Here is a 17,040-nt window from a genome sequence, read left to right as displayed (position 1 = left end):
CGCCAACGCTGTCGCCCCCTGTCAGAACGACGGCCTGTAGTAGTCCGGTGCCAGGGTACGGCACCGGCAGGGGCGGGTGATGCCGCCGCTGGGATCCGGCTAACGGCGGCGAGTTCTACGTCCAGGCCGAGGACTGGCCGGCCGGCTGGAACCAGGGCTGTTCGGACGGCCAGGCGGCCCCAGTGCCGGTCGGCGGAAGCGCGCCACGGGTCGGCGAATGCTCATCGGGCCAACACGGTCACGATCACAGCGAACACCACGAACGACAGCCACCGCGGTGACCGCCGCACCGGCCACAGGCGCTGCGTCGGCTGATTGCCCAATCGCAAGCACCGGCCGGTCGCGCGGCGTGTCGTAGGGCCACTGGACGTTGCCTCCAACGGTGCATCCCGATGCGTGATTCAGGCGCCGGAACGGGCCACGGGTTTGCGCCTGCCTCGGCTCGACGGATGCCGCACACCACCAGCCCCCTTCAATTCACAGGCGTTGCCACCAGGCAGCGGCGTTACGCAGTTCTCCCCAACGTGCGCGGAACGCCCGCTGTTCGACCAGTGGTTATCGGCCGAGCCAGTCTTGCGGTCGACTGCAGGGCACTCTCCGAAGACGGACAGAAGCAAACGTCCTCGGGATCCGCGGGAACTCGGCCGCCACCGGCTACGACCAACACGGCGGTGGCTGTGCAGCCACCACGTGCGAGCGGCGTGGCCGCAAGCACGGAGGTGTTGATCAAGGAGTCTTTGCTGATGAGTGCAGGATCGGTAGCCAGACTGGTGGCCGCAACCGCGGCCGGGGTTCTTGCCGCTGCGACCATGGGAATCGGTGTGGCCTCTGCCCACGTGACCGTCAATCCACGGGAGGCGACCCAGGGCGGCTACGCCAAGCTCGCTTTCCGGGTGCCGAACGAGCGGGACAACGCCAGCACGACCAAGCTGGAAGTCGCCTTGCCGGCGGACGCGCCGGTGGCGTCGGTGTCGGTTCGGCCGATGGCGGGATGGACGGTGCAGGTCGACAAGACCACGCTCGCGAAGCCGATCGAGATGCACGGCAGCCAGGTGACCGAGGCACCGTCGAAGATCACGTGGACCGCCCAGGGCGAGGCGAACGCGATCAAGCCGGGCCAGTTCCAGGAGTTCGAGATCTCCACCGGTCCGCTACCCGAAGCCGACACGATGTTCAAGGCGCTGCAGACCTACTCCAACGGTGAGATCGTTCGATGGATCGAGGAACCCAGCACCGACGGCTCCGAGGTCGAACACCCGGCCCCCGCCCTCAAGCTCGCCAAGGCCCCGGCCAAGGATGCAGCCGCCACGCCTGCGGCTGGCTCGAACACCATCGCCACCGTTAGCACCAGCGACACCACCAACACCGACGACGGCCGCACCACGTGGGCCCTCACGGCCGGCATCGCCGGACTGATCGCCGGGCTCGCTGGACTGGCCTTCGGGCTGTTGGCCTGGCGGCGCCGACCCGCCACCACTGCGGCAGACTGACCCCGTCTCGGTGACCTCGGCCGCCGATCAACGGCGGCCGATACCGGCTTGAGAAGCATCGAGGCCAAAAGATGCGGGATGCAACGATACGTGGCCCCCGCGCAATGTAAACGGATGCCACGTGCGGGCATCCAAGGCGACAGGGGCGGGACAAACCCACCCCCTCCAGCCCTCCGGGTTCCCGTCCCTGTCGCCGGCCAACGAAGGCCTCGAACCGAACCGCCGGCCTGGCCGGCAGCGGGCCCCATGGCCATCGCCACCGCACAGCAGATACTGGCCCATCTCGGTGTCACCCTGACCGACCTCCAATCCCACACCGGCGAGTCGGCCGCTCTGCCGACGGTCGCCGAATACCTGCCACGCGTCATCGCCGCAGCCAGTCCCGGCGCGCGGCGCACCTACGGCACCTACTGCGCGGATGGCCGCCGCCTGGGGCGACCGACCGGCGGACCAGTCGCGGCCAGTGGACGTCGAGGCGACGGAACTCGGACGCAGGTACGCAGCGATAACGGCGTGCCGCCGGATGTTGCACCAGCTGCCCGCTACGCCGTCACGACTCTGCGCAGGCCGCAGACGGCGTCGAAGGCCCGGTTGACGTCCCCGGCGGCGGCGTCCTGCCACCGGTCGCGCCATTCGGGGTCCGCGGCCATGAGCCGGTCGAGGGCCCTCACCGCGAGTACCACCATGGCGTCGGGCAGATCGAGCCGGCCGCCGTCGAGCAGGAAGTCCGGCGCGTACGGGGAGGTGATCGGCTGCCCGCCGGGCTGCTGCGCGGCCACAATCGCGGCTGCGGCGATCGCCTCGCAGGCGACGTCGGCGTCGAGGTAGCCGTCCTCGCCGGCGGACCGGCTCAGCGCCTCGCGGACCAGCACCGGGCGCTTGGCCACGTCGGCGTCGTCGAGGTCACCACACCAGTCAGCAGCGGTGTCGTTGTCGAACGGTCCGCTGTCCCAGGTCCCCACGCCGTCTCCCCACGGTGGCCCGGGGCGTTGCAGCGGGTCGGAGTTCCGGGTGCGGGTCGACGACGAAGTTGGCTACGCCGACCGTACCTGCCACTTGTGCGGTGATCGGTGCGTCACGCTCGATGCCCCCCGACGCCGCCGAGGACGCCGAGCCCGGTGACGCCGCCTGCCTGTGCGGCGGTCAGCGATTTGACGACCTGTCCGTCAAAGCGGGTCAACCCCGGACTTCTCGCTGACGTTGTGCCCCAACCGCTGGTAGTGGCACCGGCTGCGGCCGGCCGAAGTCAAACGGGTCAGGTCAGGCCGGTTGGAGGAACTCGAGCAGTTGGCTCGTGAGTTCGGCCGGGCGTTCCTCGAAGATCCAATGGCCACAGTCCTCGACGACGCCGCCGCTCACGTTGGAGGCGTAGCGGGCGGCCTGTTGGGATACGGCGTCCCCCAGGCTCGCCCGGGCGCCGAGGGCGAGCACCGGCATGGCGAGTTTCGTCTTGGCGTACTCGGCGTTGTCGGCGATGTCCTGTGGAAGGGCGCGGAAATACTCGAAGCTCGCCCGCAGGTGGGCCTCGTCCTGAAGGTACCGGGAGTATTCCGCGACCTCGTCCGCGCCGATGCCGGTCTTCTGCACCTCCATCGAGTCGGTGAACCGATCTACCCAAAGCTCCTCCCGGCCGGCCACGATCTGCTCCGGTAGCCCGTTCGGGAGGCTGAAGAACCCGAAATTCCACAGGCCCGGCCCGCTCGGAGTGAGCGACGGAGCCTGGTACAGGCCCTGGTCCGGGATGGGCGCCTCGGTGAGGACGAGCTTGCTCACCTGATTGCCATAGGCTGCGGCGTACGCGTACGCAACCATGGTGCCGATGTCGTGGCCAACCAGGCAGATATCCCGTTCGAGCCCGAGTTGGGCGAGTAAGTCGTGTACGTCCCGGGCGAGGGTCTTCTTGTCGTATCCGCCTGCCGGGGCGTCGCTCCCGCCAGCGCCGCGCAGGTCGGGCGCGATGACGGTGTACCGCTTGGCAAGCTCCGGCAGAACCTTGCGCCACATGAACCACGTCTGCGGATAGCCGTGCAGCAGGACCAATGTCCCACCCTGACCACCCCGTACGTAATTGATCGTGATTTCACCGACCCGCGCCACCTGCTCCGTGAATCCGGGTGGGATCCGTGCGCCGTCCATGCCTCCCCCTCAAGCCGTCAGTCCGTTTCGCGTACCCAACACCCAAGAATCGCCTCGGCTAGCGGAGCGGCCGGAAACCGGCACGAAGCTCTTCGGCGAGGAGCTGCGGTTGTTCCCAGGCCGCGAAGTGTCCACCCCGGTCGAGCCGGTTGTAGTGGATGAGATTGGGGTACGCACGCTCCGCCCAACTCCGCGGCGCCTGATAGAGCTCGTCCGGGAAGACGCTCACGGCGGTCGGCACGGAGACGCCCTTCGCGGACAAGAAGGACAGTTTGTTCTCCGCATAGAGACGAGCCGCAGAAACCCCCGTGTTCGTCAGCCAGTAGAGCGTGATGTTGTCGAGGATGTCGTCGCGCGTGAGGCCGCCGGGTTGGCCGGCGAAGGCCCGGCAGATCAGCTCCAGGCTGGCTGCGTCATGGTCCAGCATGAAGCTCGCCAGAGCGATGGGCGAGTTCGCGAGCCCAGTCAACGTCTCGGGGCGCGTCCCCATCACGAGTGCGTACGCTCCATGCTTCCAGAAGAAGTCGAGCTGCCCGCAGGCGCGCTTCTCCTCTTCGGAGAGATTGGAGGGCAGCTTGCTGAGTGCCTTGTTTATCCCGGTGATGTCGGACTGGATCAGTGCATCGATGTCGGGGGGAACCGTACCGGGCATGTTGGTGTGAATGCCGAGCAGTTCCGGGGGCGCCTGCAGACCGATGAGGTCGGTGATGAGCGCGCCCCAGTCGCCGCCTTGGGCGACGAATCGGGTGTAGCCGAGGCGCTTCATCAGTTCGATCCAGGCGCGTGCGATGTGCTCCGGGCCCCAGCCTGGCGTGGTCGGCTTGCCGGAGAACCCGTAGCCCGGCAGGGACGGGATCACCAGATGGAAGGCGTCCGACGCGCTCGCGCCGTGTGCCGTGGGATCAGTGAGCGGGCCGATGATCTTCAGCTGCTCGATGATCGAGCCGGGCCAGCCGTGTGTGACGATGAGCGGCAGGGCGCCTTCGTGTTTCGATCGGACGTGAATGAAGTGGATGTCGAGCCCGTCGATCTCGGTGATGAAGTTCGGTAGTGCATTCAGCCTCGCCTCGACCTTGCGCCAGTCGTACTCGTTCTCCCAATAGCGCGCGAGTGCCTGGCTTGTTTCGAGCGGTACGCCCTGCGACTGATCAGCGACGGTCTGCCTCTCGGGCCAGCGCGTCGCCCTGATGCGTGTGCGCAGCGCCTCGAGTTCCGCCTCGGGGACCTCAATCGTGAACGGCCGGACCCCTGCCATGCCCACCCGCTCTTCGGTCTTGACAGCCACATGGGCCTCCGTTCCTCGCCAGGACCGTCCGCATACCACCTCCATCGGCGTCTACACCTGGCTGTCGCATGAGTTCGCCGGGCCGAGCCGAGACGGGTCGGTACCGGATGTATCCGGGCGGGCGCTTCGGAGTTGGAGGTGCATCCGGGCGGCGACGTGTTCCGCTCCCAGTTGGTTCGGTGCCACGGCGGGATGTCAGCGTGGACCTGGTTGAGGAGCGCGGCGATGGTGCGGCGCTGCAACGGCCCGAGTCTCTGGGCCAGCCAGTTGTCCAAAGGTTTGATCAGCGCATCCCCCCGCGTGATCACATAACGGGGTCGGTCGCCCCTGTTGCCAAGGCGTACTCCTGGGAGGGAACCGGCAGTGTCCCTCACATGGTGAGACGGATCGACATCAGGGCGTGCGTGAAAGTCTGCCGAGTGCTGGTGGAGTTGACCGTGACCCCAACGAGCTATCGGTCGTTCTGGAGGCCCAGGTGGGCGAGCAACAAGTGGTGCACGGTCGACGTGCGCAGCTGCCTCGGCGACGCCTGCTCCTTCGAAGGGCATGCCCCGGCACCGCACTACTGGCTCGTTGGTGACTTGTTGACGGGCCGTCGCCGAATCGGGTGATCGCCACCGCACTCCAGCGCCGTCTACCTATGTTGTGGCAGCGTCAGCTGAGGAAGAACGTTGCGGAAGTGGCTTCTCCCGCGCCCGCCTAGCCCTGCACGTCGACCTCGCCGTTCACTGGCCTGCCCATCCGGAAGGCCCCGGGCTCGGTCCCCAGGCGCCGAGCCTCCAAAGGAGTCGCCATGTCAAACCACTTCAGCGCCGACAACGTCACGTTTCCCGGCGACGACCGTCGCCTCGACCTCACCGACTTGTACGTCTTCACCTCACCGGAGGACCCCAGCAAGACGGTGCTGATCATGGACTCGAACCCGACCAGTGCGCCGCCCCCGATACCGGCGCCTACCACCGGTCCGGAGTTCTACCCCGGCGCGGTCCACCGGATCAACATCGACACTGACGGCGATGCGCTCGCCGACGTCGCGTTCACGTTCACGTTCTCGGATTACGAGAACGGCGGTCAGACCGGGAGGGCCTGGTACGCCACCGGCCCCGAGGCTCGCCAGCCCGAGCCGGCCGGCATGGTGCTCGCCGAGTCCATCCCGGTCAGCTTCGACGGCACGGCCCAGCCGGTCATGGTCGCTGAGCTAGGGCAGATCCGGCTGTTCGCCGGGCTACGCAGCGACCCGTTCTTCGCCGATGTCGAGGGCGCCCTGCACGGAATGAAGTGGACCGGGCACGACGACTTTGCAGGCAACAACGTCGACTCCATCGTGCTGGAGGTGCCCACCGATCTGCTCGGCTCCGGACCGGTGATCGGAGTGTGGGCCTCGATCAGCCGGCGTAGCGACGGCGGCCTGGAGCAGATGGACCGCGGCGGGAACCCGACCATCAATCCGTTCATCAACCCGGACGGCGAGAAGAACCTCTACAACTCTCGGCAGCCGGCCGACGATGTGGCCAACTACCTGGGCCCGTGGTCTCAGATGCTGGAAAAGGGCGGCTACTCGCCGCAGGAGGCCAGGGAGACCGCCATGCAGGTCCTGCCCGACGTCCTCCTCTACGATCGCACTAAGCCGGTCTCCTATCCCAACGGCCGCAAGCTCATCGACGACGTATTCAGCTACCGCTTTGGGTGGCTGACCCGCGGCAAGCTCCCCTCGACCGGTCTCACGCCGCACGACGATCTCACCTGGCAATTCCCCTACCTCGGCCCACCCAACCAATAGATCCTTGGGTTCGAGAGAGCGGGATCTTAGCTGATCTTCAACCGGCAGCCTACCGCCGGACAGCGCCGCCTTCCAGGTCCGGCCGGACAAGGGCCAGTACCGACTAATCTCCCGGACCACCGTGCCGGGCGCGATCCGCTCTACCCAGGTGGCGGAATGGACGTTCGAGTCGCGGTACGTCGCGGAGAGCGCGGCTCTGCCGCTGCTCACCGTCCGATTTGACCCGCAGCTCGACGGTCTCGGGCAGCTGCCGGCCGGCCAGACCGTCCCGCTTCCGCGTCGACTAAACGGCGAGCACCGCCCGTGTCCGTGAGCTGTCCGTCGAGGTCTCCTTCGACGACGGCGCGACCTGGCAGCGGGTGCCGGTGGCGGACGGCTTCGCCACGGTACGGCACCCCGACTCGGCCGGGAGGTTCGTGTCGCTGCGAGCGTCCGCCGAGGATGTGCACGGCAACGCCATCGAGGAGACGATCATTCGGGCCTACCGGTTGGCCTGACCGTCCACGGGTCCGGTCGGCGTGCCGGCGGACCCGTGCTGGCGGGTCACGTGCAACATTTGCGGGTGCGGTAGGGACGGAATGGAAGCGGACTTCAGGCAGCCGAACGCTAGTCGAGCCCACACGGCGTTGCCCGCAGCCGTCCCAGCTGAGCGGGAACCGGTCGACGACATCGTTGGCGACGTGGCGCGCCGGGATGCCGACGGCCGCGTGGCGGCCCGAGCGCTGCTGCGGGCGCTGCGCTGTGCCGGTCACCGCCCCTCATCGACACCACCGACGGCCTGCTCCTGGTCGCCGCAGGACCTGACGGGAGACCCACACGCTGGCCGAGCCTCGCCGATGACACGGAGGTGATCGCGTTCAGTGATGCTTCGCACCGCTGCGGGTTTGGGGCAGGTCACAACGCTGGCCGGGTGGCGGTGCCAGGCGCAGTCAATGACTTCCTCGGGAGTGCCGGTGTCTTGACCGGTGGGCCAGCTGGCGCACCAGTCCTGTTCACGCCCAGGCAGACCAGGTCGGCGGTCATCTAGACGGCCATGAGGTTCTGGGATACCTTGGGCCGGCCCCGAGCCGGAAAGCGCTTACCGTGGAGGTAGGACGCGATGAAACACCTCAGGAAAGTTCTCAGCTACTTGGCCGCCGCAGGCTTGCTGGCCCTGGCTGTTCCGGCCGCCGCTCAAGCCGAGCCGGTCGCCGAAACGGGCCCGTTGACGCTGAGCGTCTCGGACGCTGGCGGAGGGCTGCAGGCCGCGATCGACGCGGCTGGCGTCGCCTACGCCGATGTTCATGGCCTGGTAATCAACGGCGGCACACTGAACAGCACCGACAGCCGATTCATCAACCAGAGTCTCACGGGGCTCACCGATCTCACCGTCGGCGGGACGGCGGACTTCGTTGGCTCCCAGGTGCCGGCGAGCGCGTTCAGCGGCAACACCTCGCTCAGGCATGTGCGGCTGGACAACACCACCGTGATCGGATCGAGGGCGTTCTACGATGTTGCCACGCTCGTCACCGTCGAGATGCCGAATGTGACAATACTGAACGGACTCGCGTTCAACAACGATGCGGCGCTAAAGAGCGCGTACCTGCCACAGTTGAGGTCGATCGACAACCGGGCCTTCTACAATGCTGTGTCGTTGTCGTCGCTGACACTTGGCGAGGAGCCGCCCGTACTTTCAGGTCAGGGGAACTGGTTTCTTTATGTGACCGGCTTGACCATCTACGTCCCGGTGGAATCGGCGCTCGAGGTCTATCGGAACCACATCTTCTTCCAGCAGTTCAGGATCAGGGTGATCGGTGACGACGGCACGGGCAATCCTGACGATCCCGCTCCGCCCAACACCCCGGAACTCTGCGCGCAGTATTGCGGCCGGATTGGCGGATCCGATAGCATCAGGTACCGTGATCGTGAATACTTCAGAGGCGACTACAAGGTCAGCCTCAACCTCTACAGCTTCAATGTCAACATCAACGCGTGGTTGAACAACCGACAAGACACACCGCAGCTCGACACGCTGGCGGCGATTCGGTGGGCGGCCGAGGCGGGATTCGATGCGGTCGACGTCACGGCCTACTACATTCCTGGGTACAGCAACACCACGATGCCAACCTTGCCGGACGGTGAGATCAAGGCATTCGCCCGACAGATCCGGGACCTGACCAAGGAGTTGGGCATCGAGATCAGCGGCACTGGTTACCAGAACGACTTCGCCAACCCCAGCGCCGACAGGCGCGCGCTCGATGTCGAACGGGGCAAGTACTGGATCGACGTCGCGGCCGAGATGGGCGCTCCGGTCATCCGCGTTTTCTCTGGACCGGTGCCGACAGACATCAACCGGCTCGGGTGGGAGAGCGTCACCCGGGAGCGCGTCGTCCCAGCACTGCGACAGCTGGCGGAGTACGGAGCGGCCAAGGGGGTCCAGATCGGCCTTCAGAACCATGGGGATATGACCGCGACGGCAGGCCAGACCATTCAACTCCTGAAGTGGGTCGACCACGAGAACATTGGCATCGTGAATGACACCGGCTATTTCCGGCCGTTCCGCTACACAACCGGCCTGAATTATGACTGGTACGCCGACGTTGCCGAGGTCCTTCCGTACTCAAACAACTTCCAGGTGAAGAAGCGGCCGGGCGGAGCTGAGACGGATACCACGATGGATCTGAACAAGCTGTTCACGGACGTCCGATACAGCGACTACCGCGGCTACATTCCCCTGGAGCTGTTGTGGGCCCGGGATGAGCCGGGATACCCGCGTGATCTTCCGGGACCCCCTTACGAGCAGATCAGCGGGTTCCTCGGGGCCGTGAAATCCTCGTTGAAGTACACGAAGGGTCGGAGCGAGATCTCGGGATTCACTGACCTGACGTACGTCGACGGCAGGTTGTCGGGAACGGCATTTACGGATGTAGCCGACCCAGACGCGAAGATCCGCCTGTACGCCCCTGACGGTGAGGTCATTAGATCCCTTGGCGCCACCCTCGTCGGAGATAAAACGCCGGAGGGAAGGTACCAGTACAAGTTCGATGGCATCATCGGGGACCGTGGACAAATCAGGGTGCTCGGGCCGGTAGGGCCGTCCATCATGGACTCCGTTTATCGTTCGATCGAGATTACTCGAACTGACGGTGGCAACGGCACAGCCGCCATCCACCAGATGCTGGACTTCTATGTGTCAGCGGGGGAGGTCCGTGGCCCGCTGGTGCCCCAACTGTCAAACACCCTGAACAGTGCGAGTCATCATCTGGCCAAGGACTCGAAAGACCAAGCGGCCAAGCAACTGCGGAACTTCCTGCAACATCTTGAGAATCCCGACATGGACAGCCACGTCACGGCGACGGCTAGGCAAGACCTGAAGGGTGCCGCTCAAGCACGTATCGAGGCGTGGACGAAATAGCCGTAGACGCGGTCCTTCCCCATGTCGCTCGATCCGTGGCATGGGGGAGGGCTGCGGCCCGGCCTTTGTATGCCGCCGTCACCGCGTCGGCTGGCGAAGCCGAGCAGCGGGCTTCTTGTCTGCCATGACGTGGTCCTTTCCGGACAGGATCGACGTCCTGTCCGACGGACCACACCCAGGTCAAACACGGAAATCGACGCAGCCCCCGTTCGGTGCTGCCGACACGACCTTGACGGGTGGTTATCCGTGGCGCGCCCCTGGGACTTCCGCCGGAGTCGGCTTGTCCCAGGGGCCTTCGCTGGTCCAGCAGCCGGTCTAGCTGGTGGCGTTGGCTGCGCTCATGATGAGGTCCGTGACGACGTCGGGGTGGCTGATCATCGCGACGTGGGATGCGGCGACCTGCACGGTGCGGGATCCGGCACGTTGGTACTCGTAGCGCTGTAGCGCGGGGGGAATCGCCTTGTCCTGGGTGGCGATGAGCCCCCAGGAGGGGATGGTGTGCCAGGCTGCGGCCTGAGTGTGGTCGGTGAAGCAGGCTGCGTTGAATGGCCGCTGGGTGACGGCCATGACCTTGGTGGTGGAGGTGGGCAGGTCTGCGGCGAACACCTGCCGGAGCTTGTCGGCTTGCAGGTAGAGGTCGGTGCCGGTGGTTCCGTCCGGGTTCGGGTAGGGGACCGGGTTGAGGGCGGCCTGGATCTCGCTGCCGGGGTACTTGTCGATGAGTTCGCCTAGCGCTTCGCCCGTGTCGGGGACGAAGGCAGCGACGTAGACCAGCGCCTTGACGTTGGGGTTGCCGGCGGCGGCGTTGGTGATGACGGCACCGCCGTAGGAGTGGCCGACGAGAATGATTGGTCCGTTGATGCTGCGCAGCACGCTGGCGATGTACGCCGAGTCTGTGCCGAGGCTGCGCAGCGGGTTGGCGGGTGCGATCACGGGGTAACCGCGCTTCTGGAGCCGGTCGGTGACGTCGGTCCAGCTGATGGTCGCGTCGGCGAAGCCACCGTGAACGAGCACCACGGTCGGCTTGCGCTTGACCGGCTCGTTGTTGACCGAGGGTGCGACTTCCGCGGCCGCCCCGGCCGAGCCGACCATCGCCAGAGACAAAGCGATCGCGGCGGCAGCTAGCAGGGTCCTGGCGCGGCGCAGGGTGAATCGGAATCCGTTCATGACAATGATCTTTCTGATGCGATGCCGATGACGGTCGTCATCAAGCGGCGGCCCGGCGGATGAGGTCGGTGACCGCGGCGGGCTGCGACAGGTAGACCGAGTGGCTGCCGGGCGTCTCCGCGACGGTCGCCCCGGCGCGCTGCGCCATGGCGTGCTGGGCGGGCGGCGGGATCATCCGGTCGTCGGTTGCCACCAGATACCAGGACGGCTTGACGCGCCACGCGGGTTCCGTGACCGCCCCGCCGAGGGCGTCCACGCCCCACGGGACCTGCGAGTCGGCCATGAAGGCCGCCTGGTCGGCGGGCAGGTCCCCGGCGAAGGAAGCGGCGAACTTGTCCCGGTCGAGGAAGAGGAAACCGTTCACCGGGGGCAGGATCGGCGGGACGGGTGCGCCGGGCGGCGGGTTGGCGATGAGCGTGTTGACCGACTCGCCCTTGTCCGGGGCGAAAGCGGCGATGTACACGAGTGCCGCGACGTCGGGGTGCGTACCGGCCTCGCTGATGACGACACCGCCGTAGGAGTGGCCGACCAGGACACACGGGCCGTCCAGGCCGTCGACGACCTGGCGGGTGGCGGCGACGTCCCCGGCCAGGGACAGGGTCGGGTTCTGCACGACCGACACGCGGAAGCCGTCGGCGACGAGCAGGTCATAGACGGCCTGCCAGCCCGAACCGTCGACGAAACCGCCGTGGACGAGCACGACGTTGCGGATCATGACGCACCTCTGCAAGGGGAGAAACGATGGGGAACGCGTCCCACGGTAGGAACCGGCCAGCTCCCCTCGCGTACGTCAAATGATGTAATCACCCTCCCGCGTGGCCATGAGACGGCTCAGCTCGCCACGGGTGGTGATGCCGAGTTTGGGGAAGATGCGCGACAGGTGCGTGCTGACCGTGCGGGGCGAGACGAACAGCCGCTGGCCGATCTCACGGTTGGTCAGGCCCTCCGCGACGAGCTGCGCGATCTGGAGCTCCTGGGCCGTGAGCCGGTCACGGGCGTCGTGCTTGCGGCGGATCCGCTCGCCGCTCGCGCGCAGCTCCCGCAGCGCGCGCTCCGACCACGGCACCGCGCCGAGCGCGTCGAACACCTCGGCCGCCGCGCGCAGCGGCGCCCTGGCCTCAGCCGCGCGGCGCTGGCGCCGCAGCCACGCACCCCAGGCGCACCGTAGCCGCGCCCGCTCAAACGGCCAACCCACCAGGTCCTCGCGCAGCGCCTGCGCAAAAAGCTCCTCCGCGGCCTCATCAGGCGCGGTGACGGCCCTGACGTACGCGAGCGCGACCCGCCCGACCGGCGACCCACTCTCCTCGATCACCGGGGCAAGTTCGTCGGCAAGCGCGCACAGCTCCGCCTGCCGCCCGCTGAGCAGCGCCGCCTCCGCCAGGTGCGGCAACGCCCAGAGCCGCACGTACTGGTGGTAGCTGATCTCGCTCGGGTCGAAGATGGCGCGCAGCGCGTCCCAGGCCGCGCCGAACGTCCCGTCGGCCAACTCGGCGGCTCCGCGGGCGAGCTGCACCAGGGCCAGCATCGGGTAGGCGCCGGCCGACAGGAACGCCCGTTCGACCTGCTTGGCAAGTTCGCGGGCGGTGGAGGTGTCCCCGCGCAGGGCGTGGATCTCGGCGGCTGCGGCGTCCGCGGTGAGCGCCCACTGCGGCTGGCGGGTCTCCGTGGCAACTTCTCTGGCCTCGGCCGCGGCGACCGTCCCGAGCCGGGTGTCAGCCAGCCGCGCCGCCGACGTGGCCTGCCCGACCAGCGCCTGCGCCAGCGCACCGAACGGGCCCCGCGCCCGCATCCCCGCGACGGCCTCGGCGTGCAGGCGCGCGCCCAGCGGAAACGCCCCGACCGAGTTCGCTGCGGTGCCCAGCAGGTGCAGGTCATGCGGGCTGATCCAGCTCGCTTTGCTCAGCGCGTCGAGCCGGGCCAGGACCTGCTTGCCGCGTTCGACCGGGGCGACCGTCGCCAGCGACACGACGACCTGCGGATCGTCGGGCGCGGTCAGCCGTTCGATCGCGGCGATCACGGGGGTGCGGGCGTCCCGAGGGGGGTTGGAGAAGTACCAGCGTGTGCTGCTCATGTGCAGCCAACGCATCGTGATCGTCGCGCCCTCGCGTTCTCGCAGCTCGTCGATGACCTCGGCATAGTTGGACTGCCGGTCCACGCCGGTCCACACAGAATGCAGGCTGATGTCGCGGATGTAGGTGAGCCTGGATCGGTCGAGCGGGGTGAGGTCGGCGTCTTCCGCGCGGGCGATGAGGCGTTCCATGGCGGCGCGGTCGCCGAGCTCGAAGGCCATCGTGGCCGCGTCGATGAGCCGCGCGCCCCGGCGGGCGGGGTCGGCGCTGAGGTAGGCGGCGCGTTCCAGCGCCTCCAGCGCGAGCCCCGCCGCGCCTCGGCGGCCGGCGCGCAGGGCGGCGGCGGCGAGCTCGGCCGCGATGTCGTCGTCGTGGGACGTCGCGGCGGCCGCCCGGTGCCAGATCTTGCGGTCATCGTCATCGGGCAGAGCAGTGGCGAGCGCGCCATGCGCGCCGCGCACCTGGTCGGCCCCGGCTGCTTGGACGATCGCCGACCTGATCAGCGGGTGCCGGAAGCGGATGCGGACGCTGTCGGTCATGACCAGCCCCGCCCGGGTCGCGGGCGTCAGCGCGGCCGCCTCGATCGGCATGCCCGCCAGCAGGGACGCGGCCCGGGTGTTTTCCTCGATCGCGTCGTTATCGTTGACGGCGGCGACCAGCGCCAGGATCCGGGTGTCGGCGGGCAGCGCGGCGAGCGCCTGGGCGAACGCGCGTTCCAGCCGCTCGGTCAACGGCAGCCTGCTCGAGGCGAGCACCTCCTGGTCCGGCCGGACGGCCAGGGCGGCGAACTCCATCAGCGCGAGCGGGTTGCCCGCCGCCTCTGCCAGCACGCGGGCGCGCAACGCGGTGCCGAGGTCGGGCGCGACTCTCGCCAGCAGCTCCGCGGCGGCTTGGTCGGTCAGCGGCGGCACCGTCAGTGCGGGCAGTCCCGAGGCGGCGAGCTTGGCCTGGGAGTCGGCGTCGTCGCGCAGGGCCGCCATCAGCACGATCGCGTCCGCGTTCAGCCGGCGGCCGACGAACGCGAGAGCTTCCCAGCTCGCCTCGTCCAGCCAGTGCGCGTCTTCGATGGCGAGCACGACGGGGGTGTCGCCGGCGAGTGTGGACAGCCGGTGCAGCACGGTCATGGCGTTGCGCAGCGGCGCGCCGTCGAGGTCGCCGGGCGCGAGCCCGGTCCCCGCGAGCAGCCTGCGCAGACCCTCGTAGGGGACCCGGCCTTCGGCGAGCACGCCGGTCACCGTCAGCACCCGTGCGCCCCTGGCCTCGGCCTCGGCCGTGGCGGCCCCGAGCAGCGCTGACTTGCCGACGCCTGCCGCGCCGCTCAACACGAGTGCCCCGCCCCCCTTCTTCAGGCCGTCTAGCAGGGCGAGCAGGTTATGTAGTTCGGCGTCTCGTCCCACGAGGGCGTGCTGTGTCACGAGGACGATGCTCACACCGCACGCCCCGGGCCGTCCAACTTCAGCGGTTGATTAGGCGGGAACCCTGGCCGTTTACGGCTGGGAGGAACGCTGTCACGGACGGGGATGTTTCTGGTTCTCGATGTACTCCTTGACCACGGTGAGGGGCGTGCCGCCGCATGACCCGGCGAAGTACGAGGGCGACCATAGATGCTCGCCGCGCAGGTAGTTGCGCAGGTGTCCGGTGAACTCGCGGCGCAGGTATCGAGATGAGACTCCTTTGAGACTGTTGACCAGCCGTGACAGGGTGACGGTCGGCGGGTAGTGGACGAGCAGATGCTGTCGTGGCGGCACGACGCCTGCGTCGTCTCGATCTGGACCGTGCAAGGGCGGCTCAGACAGGTCGCGTTCACCGGCTCTGTCGACCAGATCAAGGCCGTCGCAACCCAACCGGTCGGCGAGTCCGACCTGGTGCACCGGGACGGCATGTGGTTCCTGTACGCCACGGTTGAGGTGGACTAGCCGCAGGTCTATGAGCCGGACGGATTCCTCGGTGTCGACATGGGGATCGCGAACATCGCCTACGACTCCGACGACACCCGTTACGCCGGAACCAAGCTCAACGGCTACCGGCGCCGCCAGCAGCGGCTCAGGAAGCGGTTGCAGGAGCAAGGCACCAAGTCGGCGAAACGGCTCCTGGCCCGCCGCCGCCGGAAGGAAACGCGGCACGTCGCGAACATCAACCACACCATCGCCAAGAGCATCGTGACCGAGGCTGCACGCACCGGCCGCGGAATCGCCGTCGAGAAACTGACGGGGATCCGCGACCGGGTCCGGATGAGGAAGCCCCAACGGGTCACGCTGCACTCTTGGGCGTTCCAGCAACTCGGCGCGTTCCTGATCTACAAGGCGCGCCGGGCTCGACCGCCGCCAGCAAGCGGCGGCCTGGCGGATGAGGCCGGCAACTGCGACGGCTGTGAGACAGAGACAGCGTGGCCGCCGATGGCCCCGGCGACGACCGATCCGGCGCGTTCGAGCGCGCTGGGCGGTGGCGGGACCTCGGGGCGCCGGTGTGAGCTTGGGCGACGTACAGAAACGCCGCCCGTCACGCCGGCCCCGGCGATTCGGCTACCACCCGCTGCGGTCCAGGTTCCGCTACGTAGCCGGTCGATGATCGTGCCGGGCCGGCGGCACGACGGACATCGGGTCGCGTTGGTGCCGGTGTTCAGGGTGCGTACTGGGTGCGCAGTTTGCTGGTGTCCCAGCCGGCGTGATGGGCGCCGGCCTGGTAGGCGCTCTCCAGGAAGGTGAGGACCGTCGCGCGGGGGTCGGTGGTGGCGCGGGCGTCGTCGTAGGTCAGCAGCGCGAGGTGTGCGCCCCGGTTTTCGATCCAGCGGGCCCGTGCGGGTTGCAGCGGTTCCTCGGTGAGGCCGTCGGGCTCGGGCGCTGTGTAGGAGTAGAAGGCTGGTTCGGGGATGTTCTTGTCGCCGAACCAGAAGCCGGCGCTGATCACCTCGTGTGAGTACGCCTCGCGGGTCACCGGGTCGACGGTGTCCGGCTGCGGGGCCTGCCGGCCGGAGAAGCGGGTGACCGCGATGTCGAAGGTGTGCCAGAAGTGGTGCACCGGGCTGGTCTTGGCGTTGCACCGGGCGGCGTACTCCTCCAGGACCAGCCCGACTTGGCTGAGGACCTGCCAGTACCGGTTGACCCAGAATGGGTCGTACGCGGCGTGCGTGGTGTCCTCGGCGAACGGGATGCTGTCGGTCAGGTCGTAGGGCTTGGCGTCGATGTGGACGTGGATGCCGAGGTACGACAGCGCGGTGAGCAGTCGATTGTGGAATGCCGCGACGGACAGGCCGGGCAGCGGGATGGAGACCGTCTGGCCGGCCAGGGTGTTGATGATCAGCCGGTGGTCGACGAAGTCGAAGTCGATGGCGAACATCATGTCTCGGCCCATGGGCCGGGATGTGATGCCGCGGCCGGTGAGATGGAACGGCACGTGCCACCAGTGGTTGCGCGGTGGTGCCTGGTTCAGCCGGATCTTGCCGACGATCTGCGTGAACCGGTGGACGGTTTCCTTCGAGTCCGCCCAGGCGGACAGCGGGATCGGCGGGAACAACTCGGTCATCCGGACTCCTCCGACAGTGTGCCGCACACTGGGTGCCGATGACAATCCCGGCTGTCGCGCGTCGACGGCCTCGGCGCGCCATTGTGGCATAGCGGCGAACGGCAGCGAGCGACCCTGCGTGATCTGATGGCGTGCCAGCAGGGGCGGTGCGGCCCCGCAGTTAACTTGATCTTTAACCCTTGCGGCGTGGCCTCGGG

General features: G+C 67.8%; 13 protein-coding genes and 1 pseudogene. 6 read left to right on the top strand and 8 right to left on the bottom strand.

Annotated elements, in window-relative coordinates; translation table 11 throughout:
- Positions 1-743: 743 nt before the first annotated feature.
- On the top strand, positions 744-1,490 hold the full coding sequence (locus tag A6A27_RS34700) for a YcnI family protein (protein WP_073838894.1): 747 nt from the start codon (positions 744-746) through the stop codon (positions 1,488-1,490).
- Between the two features lie 542 nt (positions 1,491-2,032).
- Here the strand turns inward: A6A27_RS34700 and A6A27_RS34695 are convergent.
- The 3 genes from A6A27_RS34695 to A6A27_RS34685 all read right to left on the bottom strand — a co-directional run bounded on the left by A6A27_RS34695 (position 2,033) and on the right by A6A27_RS34685 (position 4,911).
- Positions 2,033-2,452 (bottom strand): DUF4259 domain-containing protein, encoded by a 420-nt coding sequence (locus A6A27_RS34695; RefSeq protein WP_073838893.1) that lies wholly within the window; start codon positions 2,450-2,452, stop codon positions 2,033-2,035.
- 298 nt (positions 2,453-2,750) lie between these two features.
- On the bottom strand, positions 2,751-3,530 hold the full coding sequence (locus tag A6A27_RS34690) for an alpha/beta fold hydrolase (protein ID WP_241825601.1): 780 nt from the start codon (positions 3,528-3,530) through the stop codon (positions 2,751-2,753).
- A 154-nt stretch (positions 3,531-3,684) separates the two neighbouring features.
- Positions 3,685-4,911, bottom strand: coding sequence for an epoxide hydrolase family protein (locus A6A27_RS34685; RefSeq protein WP_073838891.1), 1,227 nt, complete (start codon positions 4,909-4,911; stop codon positions 3,685-3,687).
- 793 nt (positions 4,912-5,704) lie between these two features.
- Here A6A27_RS34685 and A6A27_RS34675 point away from each other — a divergent pair.
- The 3 genes from A6A27_RS34675 (at position 5,705) to A6A27_RS34665 (ending at position 10,085) form a co-directional block, all read left to right on the top strand.
- Positions 5,705-6,691, top strand: coding sequence for a DUF4331 family protein (locus A6A27_RS34675; RefSeq protein ID WP_073838889.1), 987 nt, complete (start codon positions 5,705-5,707; stop codon positions 6,689-6,691).
- Between the two features lie 359 nt (positions 6,692-7,050).
- Positions 7,051-7,188, top strand: coding sequence for a hypothetical protein (locus A6A27_RS45360; RefSeq protein ID WP_198940579.1), 138 nt, complete (start codon positions 7,051-7,053; stop codon positions 7,186-7,188).
- Positions 7,189-7,790: 602 nt separating this feature from the next.
- Positions 7,791-10,085: a TIM barrel protein gene (locus A6A27_RS34665; RefSeq protein WP_073838888.1), complete on the top strand. Its 2,295-nt coding sequence runs from the start codon at positions 7,791-7,793 to the stop codon at positions 10,083-10,085.
- A 315-nt stretch (positions 10,086-10,400) separates the two neighbouring features.
- On the opposite strand, the gene A6A27_RS34660 is transcribed toward A6A27_RS34665, so the two are convergent.
- The 4 genes and pseudogenes from A6A27_RS34660 to tnpA form a co-directional block, all read right to left on the bottom strand.
- Positions 10,401-11,252, bottom strand: a complete 852-nt coding sequence (locus A6A27_RS34660) for an alpha/beta fold hydrolase (protein WP_073838887.1) — start codon at positions 11,250-11,252, stop codon at positions 10,401-10,403.
- Between the two features lie 40 nt (positions 11,253-11,292).
- Complete coding sequence (locus A6A27_RS34655) at positions 11,293-11,967, bottom strand: alpha/beta fold hydrolase (RefSeq protein ID WP_073838886.1); 675 nt, start codon at positions 11,965-11,967, stop codon at positions 11,293-11,295.
- Between the two features lie 75 nt (positions 11,968-12,042).
- Complete coding sequence (locus A6A27_RS34650; protein ID WP_073838911.1) at positions 12,043-14,736, bottom strand: helix-turn-helix transcriptional regulator; 2,694 nt, start codon at positions 14,734-14,736, stop codon at positions 12,043-12,045.
- Positions 14,737-14,829: 93 nt separating this feature from the next.
- Positions 14,830-15,054, bottom strand: a pseudogene (tnpA, locus tag A6A27_RS34645) (IS200/IS605 family transposase); the annotation flags it as partial.
- On the opposite strand from tnpA, the gene A6A27_RS47835 reads away from it, so the two are divergent.
- Positions 15,052-15,237, top strand: a complete 186-nt coding sequence (locus tag A6A27_RS47835; RefSeq protein ID WP_143194320.1) for a hypothetical protein — start codon at positions 15,052-15,054, stop codon at positions 15,235-15,237. The pseudogene tnpA and the gene A6A27_RS47835 overlap by 3 nt on opposite strands.
- A gap of 39 nt (positions 15,238-15,276) precedes the next feature.
- Entirely contained in the window at positions 15,277-16,026 is a 750-nt protein-coding gene (locus tag A6A27_RS47830) for an IS200/IS605 family accessory protein TnpB-related protein (RefSeq protein WP_073838885.1), read from the top strand.
- On the opposite strand, the gene A6A27_RS34635 is transcribed toward A6A27_RS47830, so the two are convergent.
- Complete coding sequence (locus A6A27_RS34635) at positions 15,941-16,843, bottom strand: DUF5996 family protein (RefSeq protein WP_073838884.1); 903 nt, start codon at positions 16,841-16,843, stop codon at positions 15,941-15,943. The genes A6A27_RS47830 and A6A27_RS34635 overlap by 86 nt on opposite strands.
- Positions 16,844-17,040 lie beyond the last annotated feature (197 nt).

Origin of the sequence: Micromonospora sp. CB01531 (genome assembly GCF_001905095.1) — a bacterium.
GTDB lineage: Bacteria > Actinomycetota > Actinomycetes > Mycobacteriales > Micromonosporaceae > Micromonospora.
This window is presented reverse-complemented; position numbering and strand designations above follow the sequence as displayed.